The 17,987-nt window shown below is 72.8% G+C and carries 12 protein-coding genes and 1 pseudogene; 8 read left to right on the top strand and 5 right to left on the bottom strand.

Going from position 1 to position 17,987, the window contains the following annotated elements; translation table 11 throughout:
- Nucleotides 1-20: 20 nt before the first annotated feature.
- Together nhaA and acs are read right to left on the bottom strand one after the other, a co-directional pair.
- Entirely contained in the window at nt 21-1,412 is a 1,392-nt protein-coding gene (gene nhaA / locus CD790_RS10790; RefSeq protein WP_144382970.1) for a Na+/H+ antiporter NhaA, read from the bottom strand.
- A 251-nt stretch (nt 1,413-1,663) separates the two neighbouring features.
- A complete protein-coding gene (gene acs, locus CD790_RS10785; RefSeq protein WP_144382969.1) occupies nt 1,664-3,661 on the bottom strand; it encodes an acetate--CoA ligase in 1,998 nt (665 codons plus the stop codon).
- Between the two features lie 293 nt (nt 3,662-3,954).
- On the opposite strand from acs, the gene CD790_RS10780 reads away from it, so the two are divergent.
- Together CD790_RS10780 and CD790_RS10775 are read left to right on the top strand one after the other, a co-directional pair.
- A complete protein-coding gene (locus CD790_RS10780; RefSeq protein WP_144382968.1) occupies nt 3,955-4,581 on the top strand; it encodes an RNA polymerase sigma factor in 627 nt (208 codons plus the stop codon).
- The gene (locus CD790_RS10775) at nt 4,578-5,222 is read left to right on the top strand and encodes a hypothetical protein (RefSeq protein WP_144382967.1); all 645 of its coding nucleotides are present in this window, start codon (nt 4,578-4,580) and stop codon (nt 5,220-5,222) included. Before CD790_RS10780 ends, CD790_RS10775 begins: the two co-directional genes overlap by 4 nt.
- A 290-nt stretch (nt 5,223-5,512) precedes the next feature.
- Here the strand turns inward: CD790_RS10775 and CD790_RS10770 are convergent, their stop codons facing one another.
- Nucleotides 5,513-7,765 (bottom strand): bifunctional SulP family inorganic anion transporter/carbonic anhydrase, encoded by a 2,253-nt coding sequence (locus tag CD790_RS10770; RefSeq protein ID WP_144382966.1) that lies wholly within the window; start codon nt 7,763-7,765, stop codon nt 5,513-5,515.
- Between the two features lie 318 nt (nt 7,766-8,083).
- Here CD790_RS10770 and CD790_RS10765 point away from each other — a divergent pair.
- A pseudogene (locus tag CD790_RS10765) lies at nt 8,084-9,385 on the top strand (hypothetical protein); the annotation flags it as partial.
- Nucleotides 9,386-10,029: 644 nt separating this feature from the next.
- Here the strand turns inward: CD790_RS10765 and CD790_RS10760 are convergent.
- Entirely contained in the window at nt 10,030-11,019 is a 990-nt protein-coding gene (locus tag CD790_RS10760; protein WP_144382965.1) for an ATP-binding protein, read from the bottom strand.
- A 101-nt stretch (nt 11,020-11,120) separates the two neighbouring features.
- On the opposite strand from CD790_RS10760, the gene CD790_RS10755 reads away from it, so the two are divergent.
- Nucleotides 11,121-11,945, top strand: a complete 825-nt coding sequence (locus tag CD790_RS10755) for a Fic family protein (protein ID WP_144382964.1) — start codon at nt 11,121-11,123, stop codon at nt 11,943-11,945.
- 664 nt (nt 11,946-12,609) lie between these two features.
- Here the strand turns inward: CD790_RS10755 and CD790_RS10750 are convergent.
- Nucleotides 12,610-13,443, bottom strand: coding sequence for an HAD family phosphatase (locus CD790_RS10750; RefSeq protein ID WP_144382963.1), 834 nt, complete (start codon nt 13,441-13,443; stop codon nt 12,610-12,612).
- Between the two features lie 455 nt (nt 13,444-13,898).
- Between CD790_RS10750 and ssd the strand changes: the two genes are divergently transcribed.
- From ssd to CD790_RS10730, 4 genes are read left to right on the top strand one after another with little or no spacing between them, the layout of a single operon-like run.
- Entirely contained in the window at nt 13,899-15,011 is a 1,113-nt protein-coding gene (ssd, locus tag CD790_RS10745; protein ID WP_144382962.1) for a septum site-determining protein Ssd, read from the top strand.
- Entirely contained in the window at nt 15,008-16,192 is a 1,185-nt protein-coding gene (locus tag CD790_RS10740; protein ID WP_260867490.1) for a TadA family conjugal transfer-associated ATPase, read from the top strand. The genes ssd and CD790_RS10740 overlap by 4 nt, the downstream gene beginning before the upstream one ends.
- Entirely contained in the window at nt 16,189-17,127 is a 939-nt protein-coding gene (locus tag CD790_RS10735) for a type II secretion system F family protein (protein ID WP_144382961.1), read from the top strand. The genes CD790_RS10740 and CD790_RS10735 overlap by 4 nt, the downstream gene beginning before the upstream one ends.
- Nucleotides 17,124-17,936, top strand: coding sequence for a type II secretion system F family protein (locus tag CD790_RS10730; RefSeq protein WP_144382960.1), 813 nt, complete (start codon nt 17,124-17,126; stop codon nt 17,934-17,936). Before CD790_RS10735 ends, CD790_RS10730 begins: the two co-directional genes overlap by 4 nt.
- The last annotated feature ends 51 nt before the right edge of the window (nt 17,937-17,987 follow it).

Raw genomic sequence — 17,987 nt, 5'->3', positions numbered from 1 at the left:
CGGTCCTCAAGCCTCTCAGATCATGCCGGACCATCCTCGCCGGTGTCCTGGGCGGCGGCTACTTCGGCCAGCCGACGGTGTTCGGCCGCCCTGGCCTCGTAGATGGCGGCCATCCGCAGGTGGTAGTCGGGCTTGTCCAACTCGTAGACGTCCGGGATGCCGTCCTGGTCCTCGTCCCGATCCTCCTCCTCACAGAGCCGCTTGTACTTGTTGTTGCGCAGCTTGAGCAGCACGCAGGCCAGGACCGCGGCCAGCAGCGAGCCGATGAGCACCGCGGCCTTCACCTCGTCGGCCAGCACCGGGTCCGCGGGGAAGGCCAGCTCGCCGATGAGGAGCGAGACGGTGAAGCCGATCCCCGCGAGCGAGGCCACGGCGAAGACGTCCGCCCAGGCCAGCTCCTCGTTCAGCTCCGCCTTGGTGAAGCGCGCGGCGAGCCAGGAGCCGCCGAAGACACCGATGGTCTTGCCCACCACCAGCCCGAGGACGACGCCGAGCGTCTCCGGCCGGGTGAAGACGTCGGCGACCGCGCCGCCGGAGACCGAGACACCGGCCGCGAAGAGCGCGAAGAGCGGTACGGCGAGGCCCGCGGAGAACGGACGCACCTGATGCTCGACGTGCTCGGCGGGGGAGTGCTCCTCGCCGTCGCGGACGGTGCAGCGCAGCATCAGGCCCATGGCGACGCCGGCGACCGTGGCGTGGACGCCGCTGGCGTGCATCAGCGCCCAGATGACGACGGCGAGCGGGACGTAGACGTACCAGCCGCGGACGCCCTTGCGGTGCAGCAGCCAGAAGACGACGAGGCCGAGGACCGAGAGTCCCAGGGCGAGGAAGTCGATCTCCTGGGTGAAGAAGACCGCGATGATCAGGATCGCGAAGAGGTCGTCGACGACGGCGAGGGTGAGCAGGAAGGCGCGCAGCGCGGCGGGCAGCGCGGTGCCGATGACCGCGAGGACGGCGAGCGCGAAGGCGATGTCGGTGGCGGTGGGCACCGCCCAGCCCCGCAGGCTGCCGCCGCCGGCCGTGTTGACCACGGTGTAGACCAGGGCGGGCACCGCCATGCCGCAGATCGCGGCGACGACCGGCAGCGCCGCCGCCTTGGGGTCGCGCAGCTCGCCCGCGATCAGCTCGCGCTTGAGCTCGATGCCGGCGACGAAGAAGAAGACCGTCAGCAGGCCGTCCTGGGCCCAGGCCCCCACGGACAGGTGCAGATGGAGCGACTCCGGCCCGAAGGAGAAGTCCTTGACGTCGTGGTAGAAGCCGCTGAGCGGGGTGTTGGCGAGGAGCAGCGCGACGATGGCCGCGACCAGCAGCAGCACGCCGCCGAGCGTCTCGGTGCGCAGCGCGTCCGCGACGAACGTGCGCTCGGGCAGCGACTGACGACCGAGGAATTTACGGCGGATGGGGGCGGCCACGAGGGGGGACCTCCTGAAGTCGGACGGGCGGGTACACGTGTGCTGTGTGCCGACCAGACTTCCCGGCGCGCCTGTGAATCTTGTCGCGATCTTTACGCGTCAGGGTCCTACTTTAGCTCGAAACGGGGAAGGGCGCCCCTGTGGCGTGGGGCGCCCTTCCTGGTCGTGTGCCTTTGACCTGCAGTTTTGATTGCCGTGTACGCAGATCACCGCAGCCGGTCGTTCCGCGCTCGCCGGCTGCGGCGTTCGGCTCAGTCCTCGCTGGACGCGGCGGGCAGCCGGCTCTGGATGAGCTCCATCACCGAGGAGTCGGTGAGCGTGGTGACGTCGCCCAGCGCGCGGTTCTCCGCGACATCGCGCAGCAACCGGCGCATGATCTTGCCGGAGCGGGTCTTGGGCAGCTCGGCCACCGGCAGGATCCGCTTGGGCTTGGCGATCGGGCCGAGCTGCTTGGCGACATGCGCCCGCAGCTCCTCGACCAGGTCCCCCTCGGCGTCGGCGGAAGCCGCCTCCACCTTGGCCTCGGCCGCCGCGGCCTCCTGGCGCAGGATGACGAAGGCGCAGATGGCCTGCGTGGTCTGCGGGTCCGTCGCCCCCACGACCGCGGCCTCGGCGACCTTCGGGTGCGAGACGAGGGCCGACTCGACCTCGGTGGTGGAGATGTTGTGGCCGGAGACCAGCATCACGTCGTCGACCCGGCCCAGCAGCCAGATATCGCCGTCGTCGTCCTTCTTGGCGCCGTCGCCCGCGAAGTACCGGTTCTTGAAGCGGGACCAGTAGGTGTCCAGGTAGCGCTGGTCGTCGCCCCAGATCGTGCGGAGCATCGACGGCCACGGCTCGGTGAGCACGAGGTAGCCGCCGGCGCCGTCGGGCACCTCGTTCGCGTCGTCGTCGACGACGGTGGCGGCGATGCCGGGCAGCGGGACCTGGGCCGAGCCGGGCTTGGTGTCGGTCACCCCCGGCAACGGGCTGATCATGATGGCGCCGGTCTCGGTCTGCCACCAGGTGTCGACGACGGGGGTGGTGTCCCCACCGATGTGCTTGCGGTACCAGACCCACGCCTCGGGGTTGATCGGCTCGCCGACCGAGCCCAGCAGGCGCAGGCTGCTCAGGTCGAACTTGGCGGGGATGTCGTCGCCCCACTTCATGCACGCGCGGATGGCGGTGGGCGCGGTGTAGAGGATCGTGACGCCGTACTTCTGGACGATCTCCCACCAGCGGCCCTGGTGCGGGGTGTCCGGGGTGCCCTCGTAGAGCACCTCGGTCGCGCCGTTGCTCAGCGGGCCGTAGACGATGTACGAGTGGCCGGTGACCCAGCCGACGTCGGCGGTGCACCAGTAGACGTCCGACTCGGGCTTGAGATCGAAGACGGCGTGGTGGGTGTACGACACCTGGGTCAGATAGCCGCCGGTGGTGTGCAGGATGCCCTTCGGCTTCCCCGTCGTGCCCGAGGTGTAGAGGATGAACAGCGGGTGCTCGGCGTCGAACGCCTGCGGGGTGTGCTGGTCCGACTGGCGCCGCACCAGGTCGTGCCACCACACGTCGCGGCCCTTGGTCCAGGCCGTCTCCTGACCGGTGCGGCGGACCACCAGCACACTGCGGACGCTCTCGGTGCCGGGGCGGGTCAGCGCCTCGTCGACGGCGGGCTTGAGCGCGGAGGGCTTGCCGCGCCGGTAGCCGCCGTCGGCGGTGATGACGACGCGGGCGTCGGCGTCCTGGATGCGCGTGGCCAGGGCGTCGGCCGAGAAGCCGCCGAAGACCACGGAGTGCGGGGCGCCGATCCGGGCGCAGGCCAGCATGGCGACGACCGTCTCGGGGATCATCGGCATGTAGATGGCGACCCGGTCGCCGGCCTGGACGCCCAGCTCGGTCAGGGCGTTGGCGGCGCGGGAGACCTCGCCGAGCAGCTCGGCGTAGGTGATCGAGCGGGTGTCGCCGGGCTCGCCCTCGAAGTGGAGGGCCACGCGGTCGCCGAGGCCGTTCTCCACATGGCGGTCGACGCAGTTGTACGCCACGTTGAGCTTTCCGTCGGCGAACCACTTCGCGAACGGCGGGTTCGACCAGTCCAGCGTCTCGGTCGGCGCGGACGCCCAGCTCAGCCGGCGGGCCTGCGCGGCCCAGAAGCCCAGCCGGTCAGCCTTGGCCTGCTCGTACGCCTCCGCGGTGACGTTGGCCCGCGCGGCCAGCTCGGCCGGCGGCGCGAAGCGGCGCTCCTCCTTCAAGAGGTTGGCCAGGCTTTCGTTGCTCACGTCATCGTCCTTTCCCGGCGGTGCGCGTTGTCTCGAAGCCTTAGCTCACCAGGCCGGCGCACGCCCTGACAAGGGTTCCCGGCAATTATTGGTTTAGACCTGTACGCGATGGCCCGTTCGGCTCCGTAGATCGTCTTCTTTCGCGCCACACCGGCCTCCGCGGGTGTCAGGCCGGCTTCCTCGGGGCGCCGGTCCGGCTGCCTCGCGCCTCGCTCAGGCGGCAGCCGGCGTGTAACGCTCTGCGGCCCTCCAGCCAAGTAGAGGTGAAGGCAGGCAGGCGAGAGGACGAAGCAGTGCACCCAGCGAGAGATCCGGTCGCGTTCGAGGAGTTCTACCGGCGCCATATCGACGGCGTCACCCGCTTCGTGGCGCGCCGGGTGGCCGATCCGTACACCGTCGCCGACCTCACCGCCGAGGTGTTCCTCGCGGTGATCGACTCCGGGCACACCTACCGACCGGGCCGGGGTAGCGAGACGGCCTGGCTGTACGGCATCGCCCGTAACGTCGTCTCGGCCGAACGGCGCCGCACCGCACGGGAGTCCGCGCTGGGCGCGCGGATCGCCGGACACCGGCTGCTCGACTCCGACGACCTCGCGCGGCTGGAGGACAAGCTCGACGCGGAGAGCGTCGGGCGGCGCGCGCTGGCCGCGCTGGAGGGGCTCCCCGAAGGGGAGCGCGCGCTCCTGGAGCTGGTCGTCGTCGACCAGTTGACGGTCGCCGAGGCCGCCGCGGCGCTCGGCATACGGCAGGTCACCGCGCGGGTGCGGCTGCACCGGGCCCGCAAGGTGCTGCGCGCGGTGACCCAACCGCCCGCGGCGGCACCGGAGTCCGGCGCCGCGCCCCACTCGACTCCGACCTCAACCCGCCCGGGTGGCGCCCGGCTTGCCCACTCCAGGGAATACGCAAGGGGAGAAGCATGAAGACGACCTTCGAGGACCGGCTGCTGGCTGAGCTCGTCAGCGAGATTCGGCTCGACTCCGCGACCCGGACCGAGCCGGTGACACGACGCCGTCTGGTCACCGTGCGCCGGGCCGCGCTGGGGCTGGCGGCCTGCGGCGCGGCGGCGGCCGGCGCCGTGGCCCTGCCGGGGTCCGCGACGACGTCCGCGTACGCGGTCGAGAAGCACTCCGACGGGACGGTCACCGTCAGCGTCGAGGACGCCTCGTTCAGCCCGGAGCAGCAGCGTGGACTGGCGCGAGAGCTGCGAAAGGTCGGCGTGAAGGCGGTGATCGACAACCCGCCCGCAGGCATGGGGTGTGCGCCCACCCGCGGTCGGCAGGAGGGTCGGATCGACTTCACCGACGGCGCTCCGGTCGACAAGGCGCCGCCGGAGGCGGCCGGGGAGACGCCGGCACCCGAACCCACCGCAGGCGACGCGGCACCCACCGAGGACTGGACCCTCGGACACGAGCTGAAGCCCGGTGACACCCTCACCATCGAGAACCGGCGCCTCAAGTGGTCCACGGGGGACGACGACAGGCGGTCGGTGGTGCTCGGCGCCTACCGCGGCGAAGTCGGCCCGTGTGTACCGGAGCGGCTCAGCGACGAGCTCTCCGACTGACCCCGCCGAGAAGGCCCGTCAGGTGAACGCGACCGGCTCACGCGGCCGGTGACGCGACCGGGTGGGCTTCCCGGGGGAAGGCCGTCGCGGTGGCGTGCAGTCGGCGCCGCGCCACCGCGACGGACGAGCCGGGGGCTGGTGGTGTGAGGAGCGTTGCGAGCTGTCTGGGGGCGCTGTCTGGATGACGGAGTCATCGGGACACGGACGCTTCGGGGAGACGGCCGTGTGGGGGGACGGCCGTGTGGGGGGACGGCCGTGTGGGGGGACGGCCGTGTGGGGGGACGGCCAGGTCAGGGGTGTACGGCGTCCAGCACCTCCGGTCGCACCGCGCAGAACGTCGCCGTCCTGCGGTCCAGCACATACGCCTGCGCCTCGGCGACGTGGAAGTACATCCCGTGCAGCGCGAGCCGGCCCTCGGCCACGCTGCGGGCCACGCACGGGTGCGCCATCAGGTGCTCCAACTGCTGCACCACATTGACCAGGGCCAGCCGCTCCACATCGTCGGCGACCGGCCGGTCGGCCAGGGCGATCTCGCCGCGCCCCAGCCGTCCGATGCGGCCCATCCGGGCCAGACTGGGGCGCCCGTGGCGCAGCCAACGGGCCAGCGGCGTCTGGGCGCCGGGCTCCTGGGAGGATCCGAGCAGGGCCTGCATCGCGCCGCAGCCGGAGTGCCCGCACACGGTGATGCTGCTGACCTTCAGCACCTCCACGGCGTACTCGATGGCCGCGCCCACCGAGTCGCAGGCGACCTGGGCACCGGGGGGAGGGACCAGGTTCCCCACGTTGCGCACGGTGAACAGGTCACCCGGGCCGCTGGAAGTGATCATGCTGGTCACCAGCCGGGAGTCGGCACAGGTGAGGAAGAGCTGGGTAGGCCGCTGCCCCTCGCGCGCCAGTCGGGCCAGCTCCTCCCGGACCAGCGGCGCCGTGTTGCGCTGGAAGGCGCTCACCCCGCCCAGCAGCTGGCCCTCGCCGGGCCCGCCGGGGCGGTCGGCCGGCGTGGGCCGGGTGCAGTGGTGGTTGCGCCAGGGTGTCCACGGGCGGCAGATGTGCGCGCTGGCGGGCTCGGCGATCGGCCCTCCGTGGCGACCGCTGAGGGCGACCCAACCCCCCTGCGCCCGATGCCCGTTCGACCAGGACTGCAGGGCGTCGTAGGCGGCGTGGTCCATGAACGAGCCGCCGAGCTCGATCACGGCGTTCGCCTTGGCGGGCACCTGGGAGAGTGCCCGGGAGAGCCGGGGCACCGCGAGGAAGGTCAGCTGGCCGTCGACGCGCACCCGGTGCCGGTCGGCCTCCTCGATGACGGTGATCCGCGTACGGGTGAGCCGGCGTAGCGAGGTGAAGACGGCGACCGTGATGCCGACGGCCACCCCCTGGAGCACGCCGAGGAGCACGACGCCGCCCAGCGTGGCCGCGTAGACGGGGAACTCCCGGTGCCGCTGCACATGCCTGATGTGGGCGAAGCTCACCATCTGCACGCCGACGACCATGACCAGCGCGGCCAGCGCGGCGAGGGGGATCAGCTCCAGGGCCCCGGCCAGCAGCCCCGCGCACAGCACCACCCAGAGCGCGTGCAGCCCGGCGGAGCGCCGGGAGACGGCGCCGGCCTTGACGTTGGCCGAGCCGCGGATCGCCCCGCCGGCGATCGCCATGCCGCCCAGCAGCCCCGAGACGATGTTGGCCGCGCCCTGGCCGGCCAGCTCGCGGTTCAGACGGGGTGCGGGGACCCTGCCCACGCCCGGCCGCTCGGCGTGCAGCCGCTCCACGGCTACGGCGGAGAGCAGCGACTCCATGCTGGCGACGAGCGTGACCGTGAGCACCGCGGCGATCAGGCCGAGCGCCGGTGCGTCCGGTACTCCCGGGAGGGCGTGCGGCCGCCAGGACGGCAGATCGACCCGGGGCAGCGTGGTGGAGACGCTGGCCGTGGTGGCGATGACCACGGCGGCCAGCGGCGCCGGGACCGTGCGCAGCGCCCGCCCCACGGATCCCGGCAGCCGTGGCCACAGGACCAGCACGGCGACGGTGACCGCCCCGATCGCCAGGGCGGCCGGATGGGGGTGGCGGAGCTCGGCCGGCAGGGCGGCGAGGTTGCGGAGCGCCGACGCGTCGGGACGCTCGCCCAGCAGCACGTGGAGCTGGCCGATCGCGATGACGACGCCGATGCCCGCCAGCATGCCGTGCACGATCGCCGGGCTGATGGCGAGCGCCGCGCGGGCCACCCGCAGGGCGCCCAGGGCGAGCTGCGCCAGGCCCGCGCAGACGGTGATCGCGCAGGTCGTGCGCCATCCGTACCGCTGGACGAGGTCGGTGGTGACGACGACCAGGCCGGTCGCGGCGCCGCTGACCTGGAGCGGCGCGCCGCCGAGCAGGCCGGCGACCAGCCCGCCGACCGCGGCCGCCACGAGCCCGGCCTCCGGCGGCGCCCCGGTGGCCAGGGCGACGCCGAGAGAGAGCGGGATGGCGATCAGGAAGACGACGACCGAGGCGGAGAGGTCGCGACGCCAGCCGGACCTGTCGATCCGGTTCAAGAGCTGCTGAGACATTGCCGTCTCCTCCCGGGGCTGCGCGGCCGTGAACGGAGTCCGCGGTCGTGGGTCACGGTGGGTGATGGTCTGATTACTCCCAAGCGCTGGTAAACGAATCGTAATGGCGAGTAAAGGTCCCGAGAAGTCTTTTTGATCAGAGTGGCGGCCAGGTTCCGCCGTTCGAGTGAATATTCGTTTCAAGTGGCTTGTCGCTATTTGTCCGCTTAATGCTCTATGCGAGGTTTGCCCGGCGTTCTGAGGGCGTGTGAGAGGCACACGCACGGCACCGCATGCGGCCCCGGAGTGACGGCCGGAGCAGAGGAGACGAGGTGGCTGATGGCGGCCGGGAGGAAGTTCACGGTGGTGCTCGCCGCGACGGCCGTGCTGGCCGCCGCGGCGGCGGGCTGCTCGACGGGGCCGCGATCGGAGCGGACCCCCGGGCATCAGGCGGCCGAAGGCGCGGCTCCGCACGGCGGCCAGGACGGCCGCAAGGGCCACCGGGTCCCCAAGGGAGGCAAGGGAGGCAAAGGACAGCAGGGGCATGCGGCGCCGAAGCCGGGCGCGCCGTCGGTCACGCTCATCGGTGACGGCTCGACCGCGTACACCGGGCCGCAGCCGCGGCAGCCCACCCCCCACCGCCTGAGACCGGGTGAGGCGCCGCCGCAGTTCGTGGTCTTCTCCTGGGACGGCGCGGGCGAGGACGGCCAGCGCCTCTTCTCCCGCTTCCGCAAGGTCGCCAAGCGCAGCGGCGCGACGATGACCTACTTCCTCAGCGGCGTGTATCTGCTGCCGGAGCACCGGCGCGACCTCTACGACCCGCCCCGGCACTCCCGTGGCGCCTCCGCCATCGGCTTCAACGACGTCCGGGGCGTCCGCAACACCGTGGAGCAGCTCCGCGGCGCCTGGCTGGAAGGCAACGAGATCGGCACCCACTTCAACGGGCACTTCTGTGGACCGGGCGACGGCGTCGGCACCTGGACGCCGCAGGAGTGGCGGAGCGAGATCCGCCAGGCCGAGTGGTTCGTGGCCCACTGGAAGACCACCTCCGGCATCCAGGACGCCAAGCCGCTGCCGTTCGACTACCGCAGGGAACTCGTCGGCGGCCGCGCGCCCTGTCTGGAAGGGCAGCGGAATCTGATTCCGGCCGCCCGGTCGCTGGGCTTCCGCTACGACGCCAGTTCCAGCGGAGGACAGCAGGTGTGGCCGGGCAAGTTGGGCGGGCTCTGGGATTTCCCACTGCAACAGATCCCGGTTCCGGGCCGCGCCTTCGAAACGCTGTCGATGGACTACAACTTCCTCGCCAACCAGTCGGGCACCGCCCGCGGAAACCCGGCGATGCACGCGGGCTGGGGCCGGCAGATGCGCGACGGCATGCTCGCCGCCTTCGGCCGGGCCTACGACGGCAATCGTGCTCCGCTCTTCATCGGCAACCACTTCGAATCATGGAACGGCGGCACGTATATGCGCGCCGTCGAGGAGACCATCGAGACGCTCTGCCCGCGCGAAGGGGTGCGCTGCGTCTCCTTCAAGCAACTGGCCGACTGGATGGACGCGCAGCATCCCGAAGTCCTCGCCCGACTGCGCGCTCTGGAGGTCGGCGAGCGGCCGCCGGGCGGCTGGGCGTCCTATCTGGCCGCTCCCTTCGAAACGGACTCCAAGCCTCCCAAGAAGCATCACGGGCCGGCGTCCAAGGCGCACAAGAACGAGAGCGATAAGGCCAAGGGGCATAAGGGGAAGCGGCATAAGGCCCATGGCCCTGAGAGTCAGGCGCGTGAGGGCGAGCGGGGCGGCGACGTCCACGGACGCACAGGCGGAGTGGTGAAGCGGGAGCGCCCGACGGCGGAGGCGCACAAGAACCCTTCACTCAAAGCCGACGGGCACAAGACCGATGGGCAGGTCTACGGGCACAGGACTTATGGGCGCGACGCTCGCGGGTACCGGCCCCATGGGCTCGAGGTCCTCGGGTCTGAGGCGGGTGGGAACGCGGCGCACGCACGCAAGGGGCGGCCGCACAAGGCGGCGAAGGGGCACGCCGAGAGGCGGCCCGGCGGCAGGGAGCGGACGGAGAAGCGCGGCTCGCAGCGGGACCGGAAGGCGGTCCAGCCGGGCCGGCGGCCAGAGGGCGGCAGGGACGACGGTCAGGGGTAGCCGGGACCGGGGGCCGGGGTAGCCGGAACGGGGGCCGGGGGTGGCCGGGGCGGCGGCTGCCGGAGGCTCGGCCACCCCGGCCCGAACGGCCGGCCAGCCAGCCGGCCCGGCTGAACGGTCAGCTGGCCAGCCGGTCAGACAGGCTGAGGGCTCGCGGTCAGCCGCTCGTCGAGGACGAAGCCGGGGTCGACCTGGGTCGCCAGGTCGGCGCCCGTGCGCTCGTTGCCCCAACTCGCCGCGTTCTTCAGATGGAAGTGCACCATCTGTCGGGTGTAGCGCCGCCAGTCCCGGCGCTCGTACGCGGCGTCCGCCGTCTCGTGCAGCGTGCGCAGGGCGCACTGGTTGGCCTCCTCCAGCAGCTCGAAGCGGTGCGGGCGACCCTTTTCCGTCGCCCGCACCCAGTCGGAGTGGCCGAAGGTCACCAGCAGGTCGTCGCCGACCTCGTCATGGAGGAAGTCGACGTCCTCGGGGCCCTGCACCTTGTTGCCCACCACGCGCAGAGCGATGCCGAACTCGCGTGCGTAGTCCTTGTACTGGCGGTAGACGGCGACGCCTCGGCGGGTGGGCTCAGCCACCAGGAAGGTCATGTCGAAGCGGGTGAACAGGCCGGACGCGAAGGAGTCGCTGCCCGCGGTCATGTCGACGACCATGAACTCCTCTCGGGTGTCGACGAGATGGTTCAGGCACAGCTCCACCGCGCCCACCTTGGAGTGGTAGCAGGCGACGCCGAGGTCGGACTCGGTGAAGGCGCCGGTGGCCAGCAGCCGGACCTGGCCGTCGTCGAGCGCGACGGTGCGCGCGCAGGCGTCGTAGACCGGGTTGTCCTCGTCGATGCGGAGCAGGCGCGATCCCTCGCCGGGCGGAGTTGTCTTGATCATGCTGTCGGCGGAGGCGATGCGAGGGTTCGTTCCGCGCAGGTAGTCCTTGATCAGCGGCAGCTGGGCACCCAGGGCGGGTAGCGCGGCGGCCTCCGCCTCGTCCAGACCCAGCGCGACGCCGAGGTGCTGGTTGATGTCGGCGTCCACAGCGATGACCGGCAGGCGGGCGGCTGTGAGGTGGCGGATGAACAGGGACGACAGCGTCGTCTTGCCACTGCCGCCCTTGCCGACGAAAGCGATCTTCATGTTCATCGACACTAGTGGGCGCCCTGTGTCGCATGGTGCGAATGCGTGAAGAAGACCACTCCAATGGGGGGTGTAGGCCGCGGTTGCGTAGTGTCGTACCCATGAGTAGTAGGACAGCTGATCCGCTCGCCGCCCTCGGCGCCCTGCCCGGCGTGGCCGACTCGGTGGAGGCCGTGCGCACGGCGGTGGACCGGGTCTACGGACACCGCGTGATGCGCCGCCGCAGCAACGAGGTGACCTCCGAGGCGGCACTGCGCGCCGCGCGTGCCTCGGCGGCGCTGGCGGGCGCCGACTGGGCGCTCGAAGAGGTGCGTCGCCGCACCGACTTCGGCGCGGAGGGTGAGCCGCGCACCGTGGGCGCGGCGCTCCGGCTGACCGCGGAGGCGGGGCAGCTGCTCAGCGTCTGGCGCCAGTCCCCGCTGCGGGTGCTGGCCAGGCTGCACCTGGTGGCGGCCGGTGGGGCGGCCCCCGACGACACCGTGGGCCGGCCCCGGCAGGCCGCCGAACCGGTGAACGAGCCGCTGGTGACGCTGGCGCTGCCGGACGCGCAGGAGATGGCGGGACGGCTCGACGGGCTGGCGCGGCTGCTGCTGGCGGGCGGCTCGGCGCCGGCGCTGGTCAAGGCCGCCGTGGTGCACGGCGAGCTGCTCGCCCTGCGGCCCTTCGCCTCGCACAACGGCCTGGTCGCCCGGGCCGCCGAGCGCATCGTGCTGATCGACAGTGGGTTGGACCCCAAGTCGATCTGCCCGGCCGAGGTCGGTCACGCGGAGCTGGGGCGTGAGGCGTACGTCGCCGCGCTGGAGGGTTACGCGTCCGGCACTCCGGAGGGCATGGCGGCCTGGATCGCACACTGCGGGCGCGCCGTTGAGCTGGGCGTACGGGAGAGCACGGCGGTGTGCGAGGCCCTCCAGCGCGGAGCCGCCTGACCGCGGCAGGCCGTGGTCGGCCGTCCTCGAGGGCCCTCGCCCGACGGGGTGTTGGGACGGGGTGTCCGGGCGCGGCCGTGTCGCCCGGGCCGGCGAGGCGGCGTGCGCCGGTTTCGCCCCCGTCGGGCGGTTCGTTCCTACCTGGGGACCTCCGGGGGCGCGCTCGCTTCGAGTCGGGAGCGGGCGCTGGATCGCCGCCGAGGCCGGGCGGCCTTTCGGTCTTCTGGGGCGACGCACCCGCGTGTTGAGGCCGTACGCCTCGCAGGGAACCCTTCGCTTCGGACGGGCCCGAACGGAAGCCGTACGCCCCGCACAGGGTCATGCGCCTCGGGCAGAGGTCATACGTCCCGGGCAGGAGTCATACGTTCCGGGCAGGGCTGCGGCGGTACCGAAACCGGTACCGCCGCTGGCACGTCCGCCGGGTTACCAAGCGTCCTCGATATTTGCCCATCAGGCCGGGTACTTTGCCCGTCACCTGGTGCGGCTGGCCCGTAATCGACGGGTCGACGTCGCGTGGGTGCCCGACGTTCCTGCTCGGTCCGTGGGGCCTTGGTGCGTTCGGGGAGATCCTCCCGGATACCCCTGGTCTCGCGGGCCGTCAAGTCCTTTCTACTCCTGCCCGGGGCGAAGCGGAACCCCTCGGCGCAGATCTTTGCTTTTCCCGTCAAACGCCTACATACGGCCCCCGGCGCCGACTGGCGTACCAGACCAGGCCCGCGGTGGCCGCGGCCGCGCCCACAGCGGCGGCCACCAGGACCGGCCGCGGCGGCATCGACAACGAGGGGAGGCGCTGCTTGAGGCGGACCGGGCGGCTGAAGGAGAGAACGGGCCAGTCGCGGGCGATCGCCTCGCGGCGCAGGGCCCGGTCCGGATTCACGGCGTGCGGGTGGCCGACCGATTCCAGCATCGGGATATCGGTCACCGAGTCGCTGTAGGCGTAGCAGCGCGCCAGGTCGTACCCCTCGGTCTCGGCGAGCTCGGCGATGGCCTCCGCCTTGGTGGGGCCATAGGCGTAGTACTCCACCTCGCCGGTGAAGACCCCGTCCTCGACGACCATGCGCGTGGCGATCACCCGGTCGGCGCCGAGCAGCTCGCCGATCGGCTCCACGACCTCGGCGCCGGAGGTGCTGACGATCACGACGTCGCGGCCGGCGGCATGGTGTTCCTCGATCAGCGAGGCGGCCTCGTCGTAGATGATCGGGTCGATCAGGTCGTGCAGAGTTTCCGCGACGAGCTCGCGCACCTGCTGCACGTTCCAGCCGCGGCAGAGCGCCGAGAGGTACTCGCGCAACCGCTCCATCTGCTCGTGGTCCGCACCTCCCGCAAGGAAGACGAACTGCGCGAACGCGGTCCGAAGTACGGCGCGGCGGTTGATCAGTCCGCCTTGGTAGAAGGACTTGCTGAACGTGAGAGTGCTCGACTTCGCAATGACCGTCTTGTCCAGGTCAAAGAAGGCGGCTGTGCGCGGCAAGGAGTGGTTTTCCACGAGCCTGAGCATAGGGGCCCTCCATTCGGCGTAAGCTGGGGCGCGTGGGTTTGCCTGAGAAGGCCTTCGGGTACACCATGGAAGTCACGGATCGTTCGCGACCGTGCTAACCCGGTCCGACTCCTCCCCCCCCGAGTCGGCCGTGGGGACGACCCCCGCTCTCCCCCCCGGCGGGGGTCGTCGCATGTCCGGGTGCGTTTTCGCCATTCTCATCGGATCTTCCGCCTCCCATTCGGCCCCAAGCGCCGTACCGGCCCCTTGATCCTGCTCGGTAACTGTGGGTAATCGCTAGAGTGCTCTCCGGAAGTCACCGGTATAGGTGATTGAGATATTCACAACTGATGAGTTGTCCACAGATTTGGACCAAGATCCCCAAGATTTCCCGGATCGCCGCACGGTGATTCTCGTCGGCGTTCGCGCGTGCTGTTCGCGGACGTGAAAGCGCGTAACGAGATGGGGAGGGGACCGTGGCGGGATCCAACACGCCCGAACGGGTTGTGCCTACAGATGGGCGGCAGGCCAGACCGCTGATCGTCACGGAGGACGACGAGCTTCTCGACGACCTTTTGCGATTGTGTGCGGCGGCCGGAGCCGGGCCCGAAGTGGCCCTCGGCTCATCCGCGCATCGCGGAAGTTGGGAAGGGGCGCCGCTGATTCTGGTCGGCGACGACTGTGCCGCCGGACTGCGCGGGTTCCCGCGCCGGACCGGCCTCCTCCTCATCGGACGGGACCTCGACGACCAGGGCATCTGGCGGCGCGCGGTGGATCTGGGGGCCGACCATGTGCTGTTCCTGCCGGACGACGAGACATGGCTGGTGGACCGGATCGCCGACGCCGCGGAGGGCACGGGTCTCCAGGCCCTCACCCTCGGCGTCATCGGGGGCCGTGGCGGTGCGGGGGCGAGCACCCTCGCCTGTGCTCTGGCGGTGACGGCCGCCCGCGCGGGGCGGCGCACCATGCTCATCGACGCCGACCCGCTGGGCGGGGGCCTGGACGTGCTGCTCGGCGGAGAGAGCGCGGAGGGGCTGCGGTGGCCGGCCTTCGCGGCGTCGCGCGGGCGCGTCGCCGGAAGCGCGCTGGAGGAGTCGCTGCCGGAGCTGCACGCCCTGCGGGTGCTCAGCTGGGACCGCGGCGACTCGGTGGCCATCCCACCCGCCGCCATGCGGTCGGTGCTGGCGGCCGCCCGGCGGCGCGGTGGGGTCGTGGTGGTGGACCTGCCCCGGCGGATCGACGAGGCGGCGGCCGAGGCGCTCGCCCAGCTGGATCTGGGACTGCTGGTGGTGCCCGCGGAACTGCGCGCCATCGCGGCCGCCCACCGGGTGGCGGCGTCCCTGAGCCCGGCGCTGCTGCGTGATCTGCGGGCCGTCGTCCGTGGGCCGTACGCCGAGGGCTTGGACGACGAGGAGATCGCGCGGTTGCTCGGCCTGCCGCTGGCCGGCGAGGTGCCCCAGGAGCCCGGGCTGCCGGAGGCGCTGGACGGCGGGCAGCCGCCAGGTGCCGGTGCCCGCGGGCCGCTCGCCCGGTTCTGCGCGGAGTTCTGGGCCCGGGCGCTGCCCGGCGCCGGAGGGGGCGCGACATGAGCGTCAGCACGCAACCGGGACCGGAGCGGATGGAGCTGTTGGACGCCGTACGGCTGCGGCTGGCCGAGAGCGGGGCGGAGGCGACGCCCGCGCGGGTGGCCGCCGCCCTCCGCGAGGAGGGCCGGCTGCTCGGCGACACCGAGGTGCTCGGCGTCGTCGCCGCGTTGCGCTCCGAACTGGTCGGCGCCGGTCCGCTGGAGCCGCTCCTCGCCGCACCCGATGTCACCGACGTCCTGGTCACCGCGCCCCATGAGGTGTGGGTGGACCGCGGGACCGGGCTGGAGCGGACCGACGTCCGCTTCCCCGACGCGGCCGCGATCCGCCGGTTGGCCCAGCGGCTCGCCGCGGTTGCCGGACGGCGGCTGGACGACGCCCGGCCGTGGGTGGACGCCCGGCTTCCCGACGGCACCCGACTGCACGCCGTCCTGCCGCCGGTGGCCGTCGGCTCGACCTGCCTGTCGCTGCGGGTGGTGCGGCCGCGCGCCTTCTCACTCGCCGAGCTGGTGGCGGCGGGGACCGTGCGACCGGAGGGCGAGCGGCTGCTCCGCGCGATGTTGGAGGCCCGGCTCTCGTACCTGATCAGCGGCGGCACCGGCTCCGGGAAGACCACGCTGCTGAGCACCCTGCTGGGCCTGGTCGGGCCGAGTGAGCGGATCGTCCTGGCGGAGGACTCGGCGGAGCTGCGGCCCGACCACCCCCACGTGGTGCGACTGGAGACGCGCCCGGCCAACCAGGAGGGCCGCGGCCAGGTGACGCTCCGGGACCTGGTGCGGCAGGCCCTCCGCATGCGGCCGGACCGGCTCGTCGTCGGCGAGGTGCGCGGTGCCGAGGTCCTGGAGCTCCTGGCGGCCCTGAACACGGGCCACGAAGGGGGCAGCGGGACCGTGCACGCCAACGCGGCGGCCGATGTCCCCGCCCGGCTGGAGGCGCTCGGCTCCACCGCCGGACTCGACCGCGCGGCGCTGCACAGCCAGCTCGCGGCGGCGCTGTCGGTCCTGGTTCACCTCGTGCGGGACCGGGGCGGCCGGCGGCGGATCGCCGAGCTGCATGTGCTGAAGCGCGATCGGGCGGGGCTGGTGACGACGGTGCCGGCGGCCGTGTGGGGCCCGGACGGGCTGGAGCGGGCGCCCGGCTGGCAGCGCCTCCAGCGGCTGTGCGAGCGGGGCGGGAGTGCCGCATGACGGGCGTGGGGGCGGTGACGGACACGCTGCCGCTGTACGCGGCGGTCCTCTGCGCGGGCGCCGCGGCGTGGCTCATGGGCGGGCGCGAGCACGAACTGCGCCGGGCCCGGCTGATGTTCGCCGGAAGCGGCGCGGCGCCCGCGGAGGGCTCGCGGACCGACTCCCGACAGCCCGCGGTCCGGCTGGCCGGCCTGGCCGCCGCGGCACGCGACCGCTGGCGTGCCCGATCCAGCGGGCGGCTGGGCCCCGAGGTGCTCTGTCTGCCGGCCGGCTGCCTGATCGCCCTGTGGGGCGCCTCGCCGCTCCCGTTGCTCGGCGCCACCGCCGCCGTACCGGCCGTGGGGCGCTGGCGGCGGGCGCGGGAGCGGCGCCGGGAGCGCGAGCGCCGGACCGCCGAGGTGATCGAGTTGTGCGGGGCGGTCGCAGGGGAGCTGAGAGCCGGACGACAGCCGGGGGAGGCGCTGTTGGCCGTGTCGGCGGACGGCCTCGGACGGCACTGGCCCCTGGTGCGGGCGGCCGCCCGCTTCGGTGGGGACGTGCCCCGGGAATTGCGCCGGGCCGCGCGGGCGCCCGGCGCGGAGGGGCTCACCGGGATCGCGGCGTGCTGGCAGGTCGCGGTCGACGGCGGCGCGGGACTGGCCGCCGGGCTGGACCGGGTGGGCGTGGCGCTGCGTGCCGAGCGGGACCGGCGCGAGCACCTGCGGGCGCAGTTGGCGTCGCAGCGCACGACGAGCGCCATCCTCGCCCTGCTCCCCGTGGTCGCGCTGCTGCTGGGCAGCGGAATGGGCGCCGATCCGCTGCGTGTGTTGCTGCACACCCCCGCCGGGCTGGCGTGTCTGCTGACGGGTGGGCTCCTGGAGTGGGCGGGAGTCGCCCTCACCGCGCGGGTGCTGCGGGCCGCGGCCGTCCCGGAGACGACGGAGGGGAGCCGATGAGCGGCGAGTTTGTCCACAGGCTGGGGATGGCGGTGTCGGCCGCGGCTGCTCTGCTGTGCACGGCGATGGCCGTGGCGGAAGCCCGGCGGGAGCGCGCCGCGCGGCGGCGGGTGACCCGCGCCCTCGGCGCCGAAGCGGAACGTGGACGTCGGCGGGCCCGAGCGGCACCCCGCGGCCGATGGCTCCACGGCGCCCGCGCGACCGCCCTCCGACGCCGGTTGCCGGCGGTGGCCGCCGCCTTGAGCTGTGTCGCCCTCGTCGGCGGCGTCTGGGGCGGCGCGCTGGGGCTGGCCGCGGCGTACGGCGTCACCCGGTGGCAGCGGCGCAACCGAGCGCTCCAGGACGAGCCCGCGGGCCATGGGGGGCGCGTCGCGCCCCAGCTGCCCCTGGCCGCCGATCTGCTGGCCGCCTGCCTGGCCGCTGGCGCCGGCCCGAGGGAGGCGGCGGAGGCCGTCGGCCGGTCGCTGCGCGGTCCGGTCGGCGAGCGGCTCGCGCAGGCCGCCGCCGAACTGCGGCTGGGGGGTGACCCGGCCCACGCCTGGGGGCGCCTGGCCGCGCTGCCCGGTGCCGGCCCGCTGGCCCGGTGCCTCGAGCGGGCCGGAGCCACCGGCTCGCCCGTGGTCGAGACGGTCTCCCGGCTGGCCGCCGACTGCCGGGCCGAACAAGGGAGGGAGGCGACCGAACGAGCCGGAAAGGCGAGGGCGCGGGCGGTGATCCCGCTGGGGCTGTGCTTCCTGCCCGCCTTTCTGCTGATCGCGGTCGTGCCGGTGGTGATCGGGCTGACCGACGGTCTGACCCGAGGCATCTGACGGCCGGTGGAGTGACCTATGAGACGGCCGGCGGAGTGACATGTGAGACGG

The sequence above is a fragment of the Streptomyces sp. SAJ15 genome (assembly GCF_007595705.1).
GTDB lineage: Bacteria > Actinomycetota > Actinomycetes > Streptomycetales > Streptomycetaceae > Streptomyces.
This window is presented reverse-complemented; position numbering and strand designations above follow the sequence as displayed.

Excerpts from the sequence above, each read along its gene's own strand:
- CD790_RS10775 (WP_144382967.1), top strand. The coding sequence starts at position 4,578 with ATGAAGACGACCTTCGAGGACCGGCTGCTGGCTGAGCTCGTCAGCGAG.
- CD790_RS10770 (WP_144382966.1), bottom strand. The coding sequence starts at position 7,765 with ATGTCTCAGCAGCTCTTGAACCGGATCGACAGGTCCGGCTGGCGTCGC.
- CD790_RS10760 (WP_144382965.1), bottom strand. The coding sequence starts at position 11,019 with ATGAAGATCGCTTTCGTCGGCAAGGGCGGCAGTGGCAAGACGACGCTG.
- CD790_RS10755 (WP_144382964.1), top strand. The coding sequence starts at position 11,121 with ATGAGTAGTAGGACAGCTGATCCGCTCGCCGCCCTCGGCGCCCTGCCC.
- CD790_RS10750 (WP_144382963.1), bottom strand. The coding sequence starts at position 13,443 with ATGCTCAGGCTCGTGGAAAACCACTCCTTGCCGCGCACAGCCGCCTTC.
- CD790_RS10740 (WP_260867490.1), top strand. The coding sequence starts at position 15,008 with ATGAGCGTCAGCACGCAACCGGGACCGGAGCGGATGGAGCTGTTGGAC.
- CD790_RS10735 (WP_144382961.1), top strand. The coding sequence starts at position 16,189 with ATGACGGGCGTGGGGGCGGTGACGGACACGCTGCCGCTGTACGCGGCG.
- CD790_RS10730 (WP_144382960.1), top strand. The coding sequence starts at position 17,124 with ATGAGCGGCGAGTTTGTCCACAGGCTGGGGATGGCGGTGTCGGCCGCG.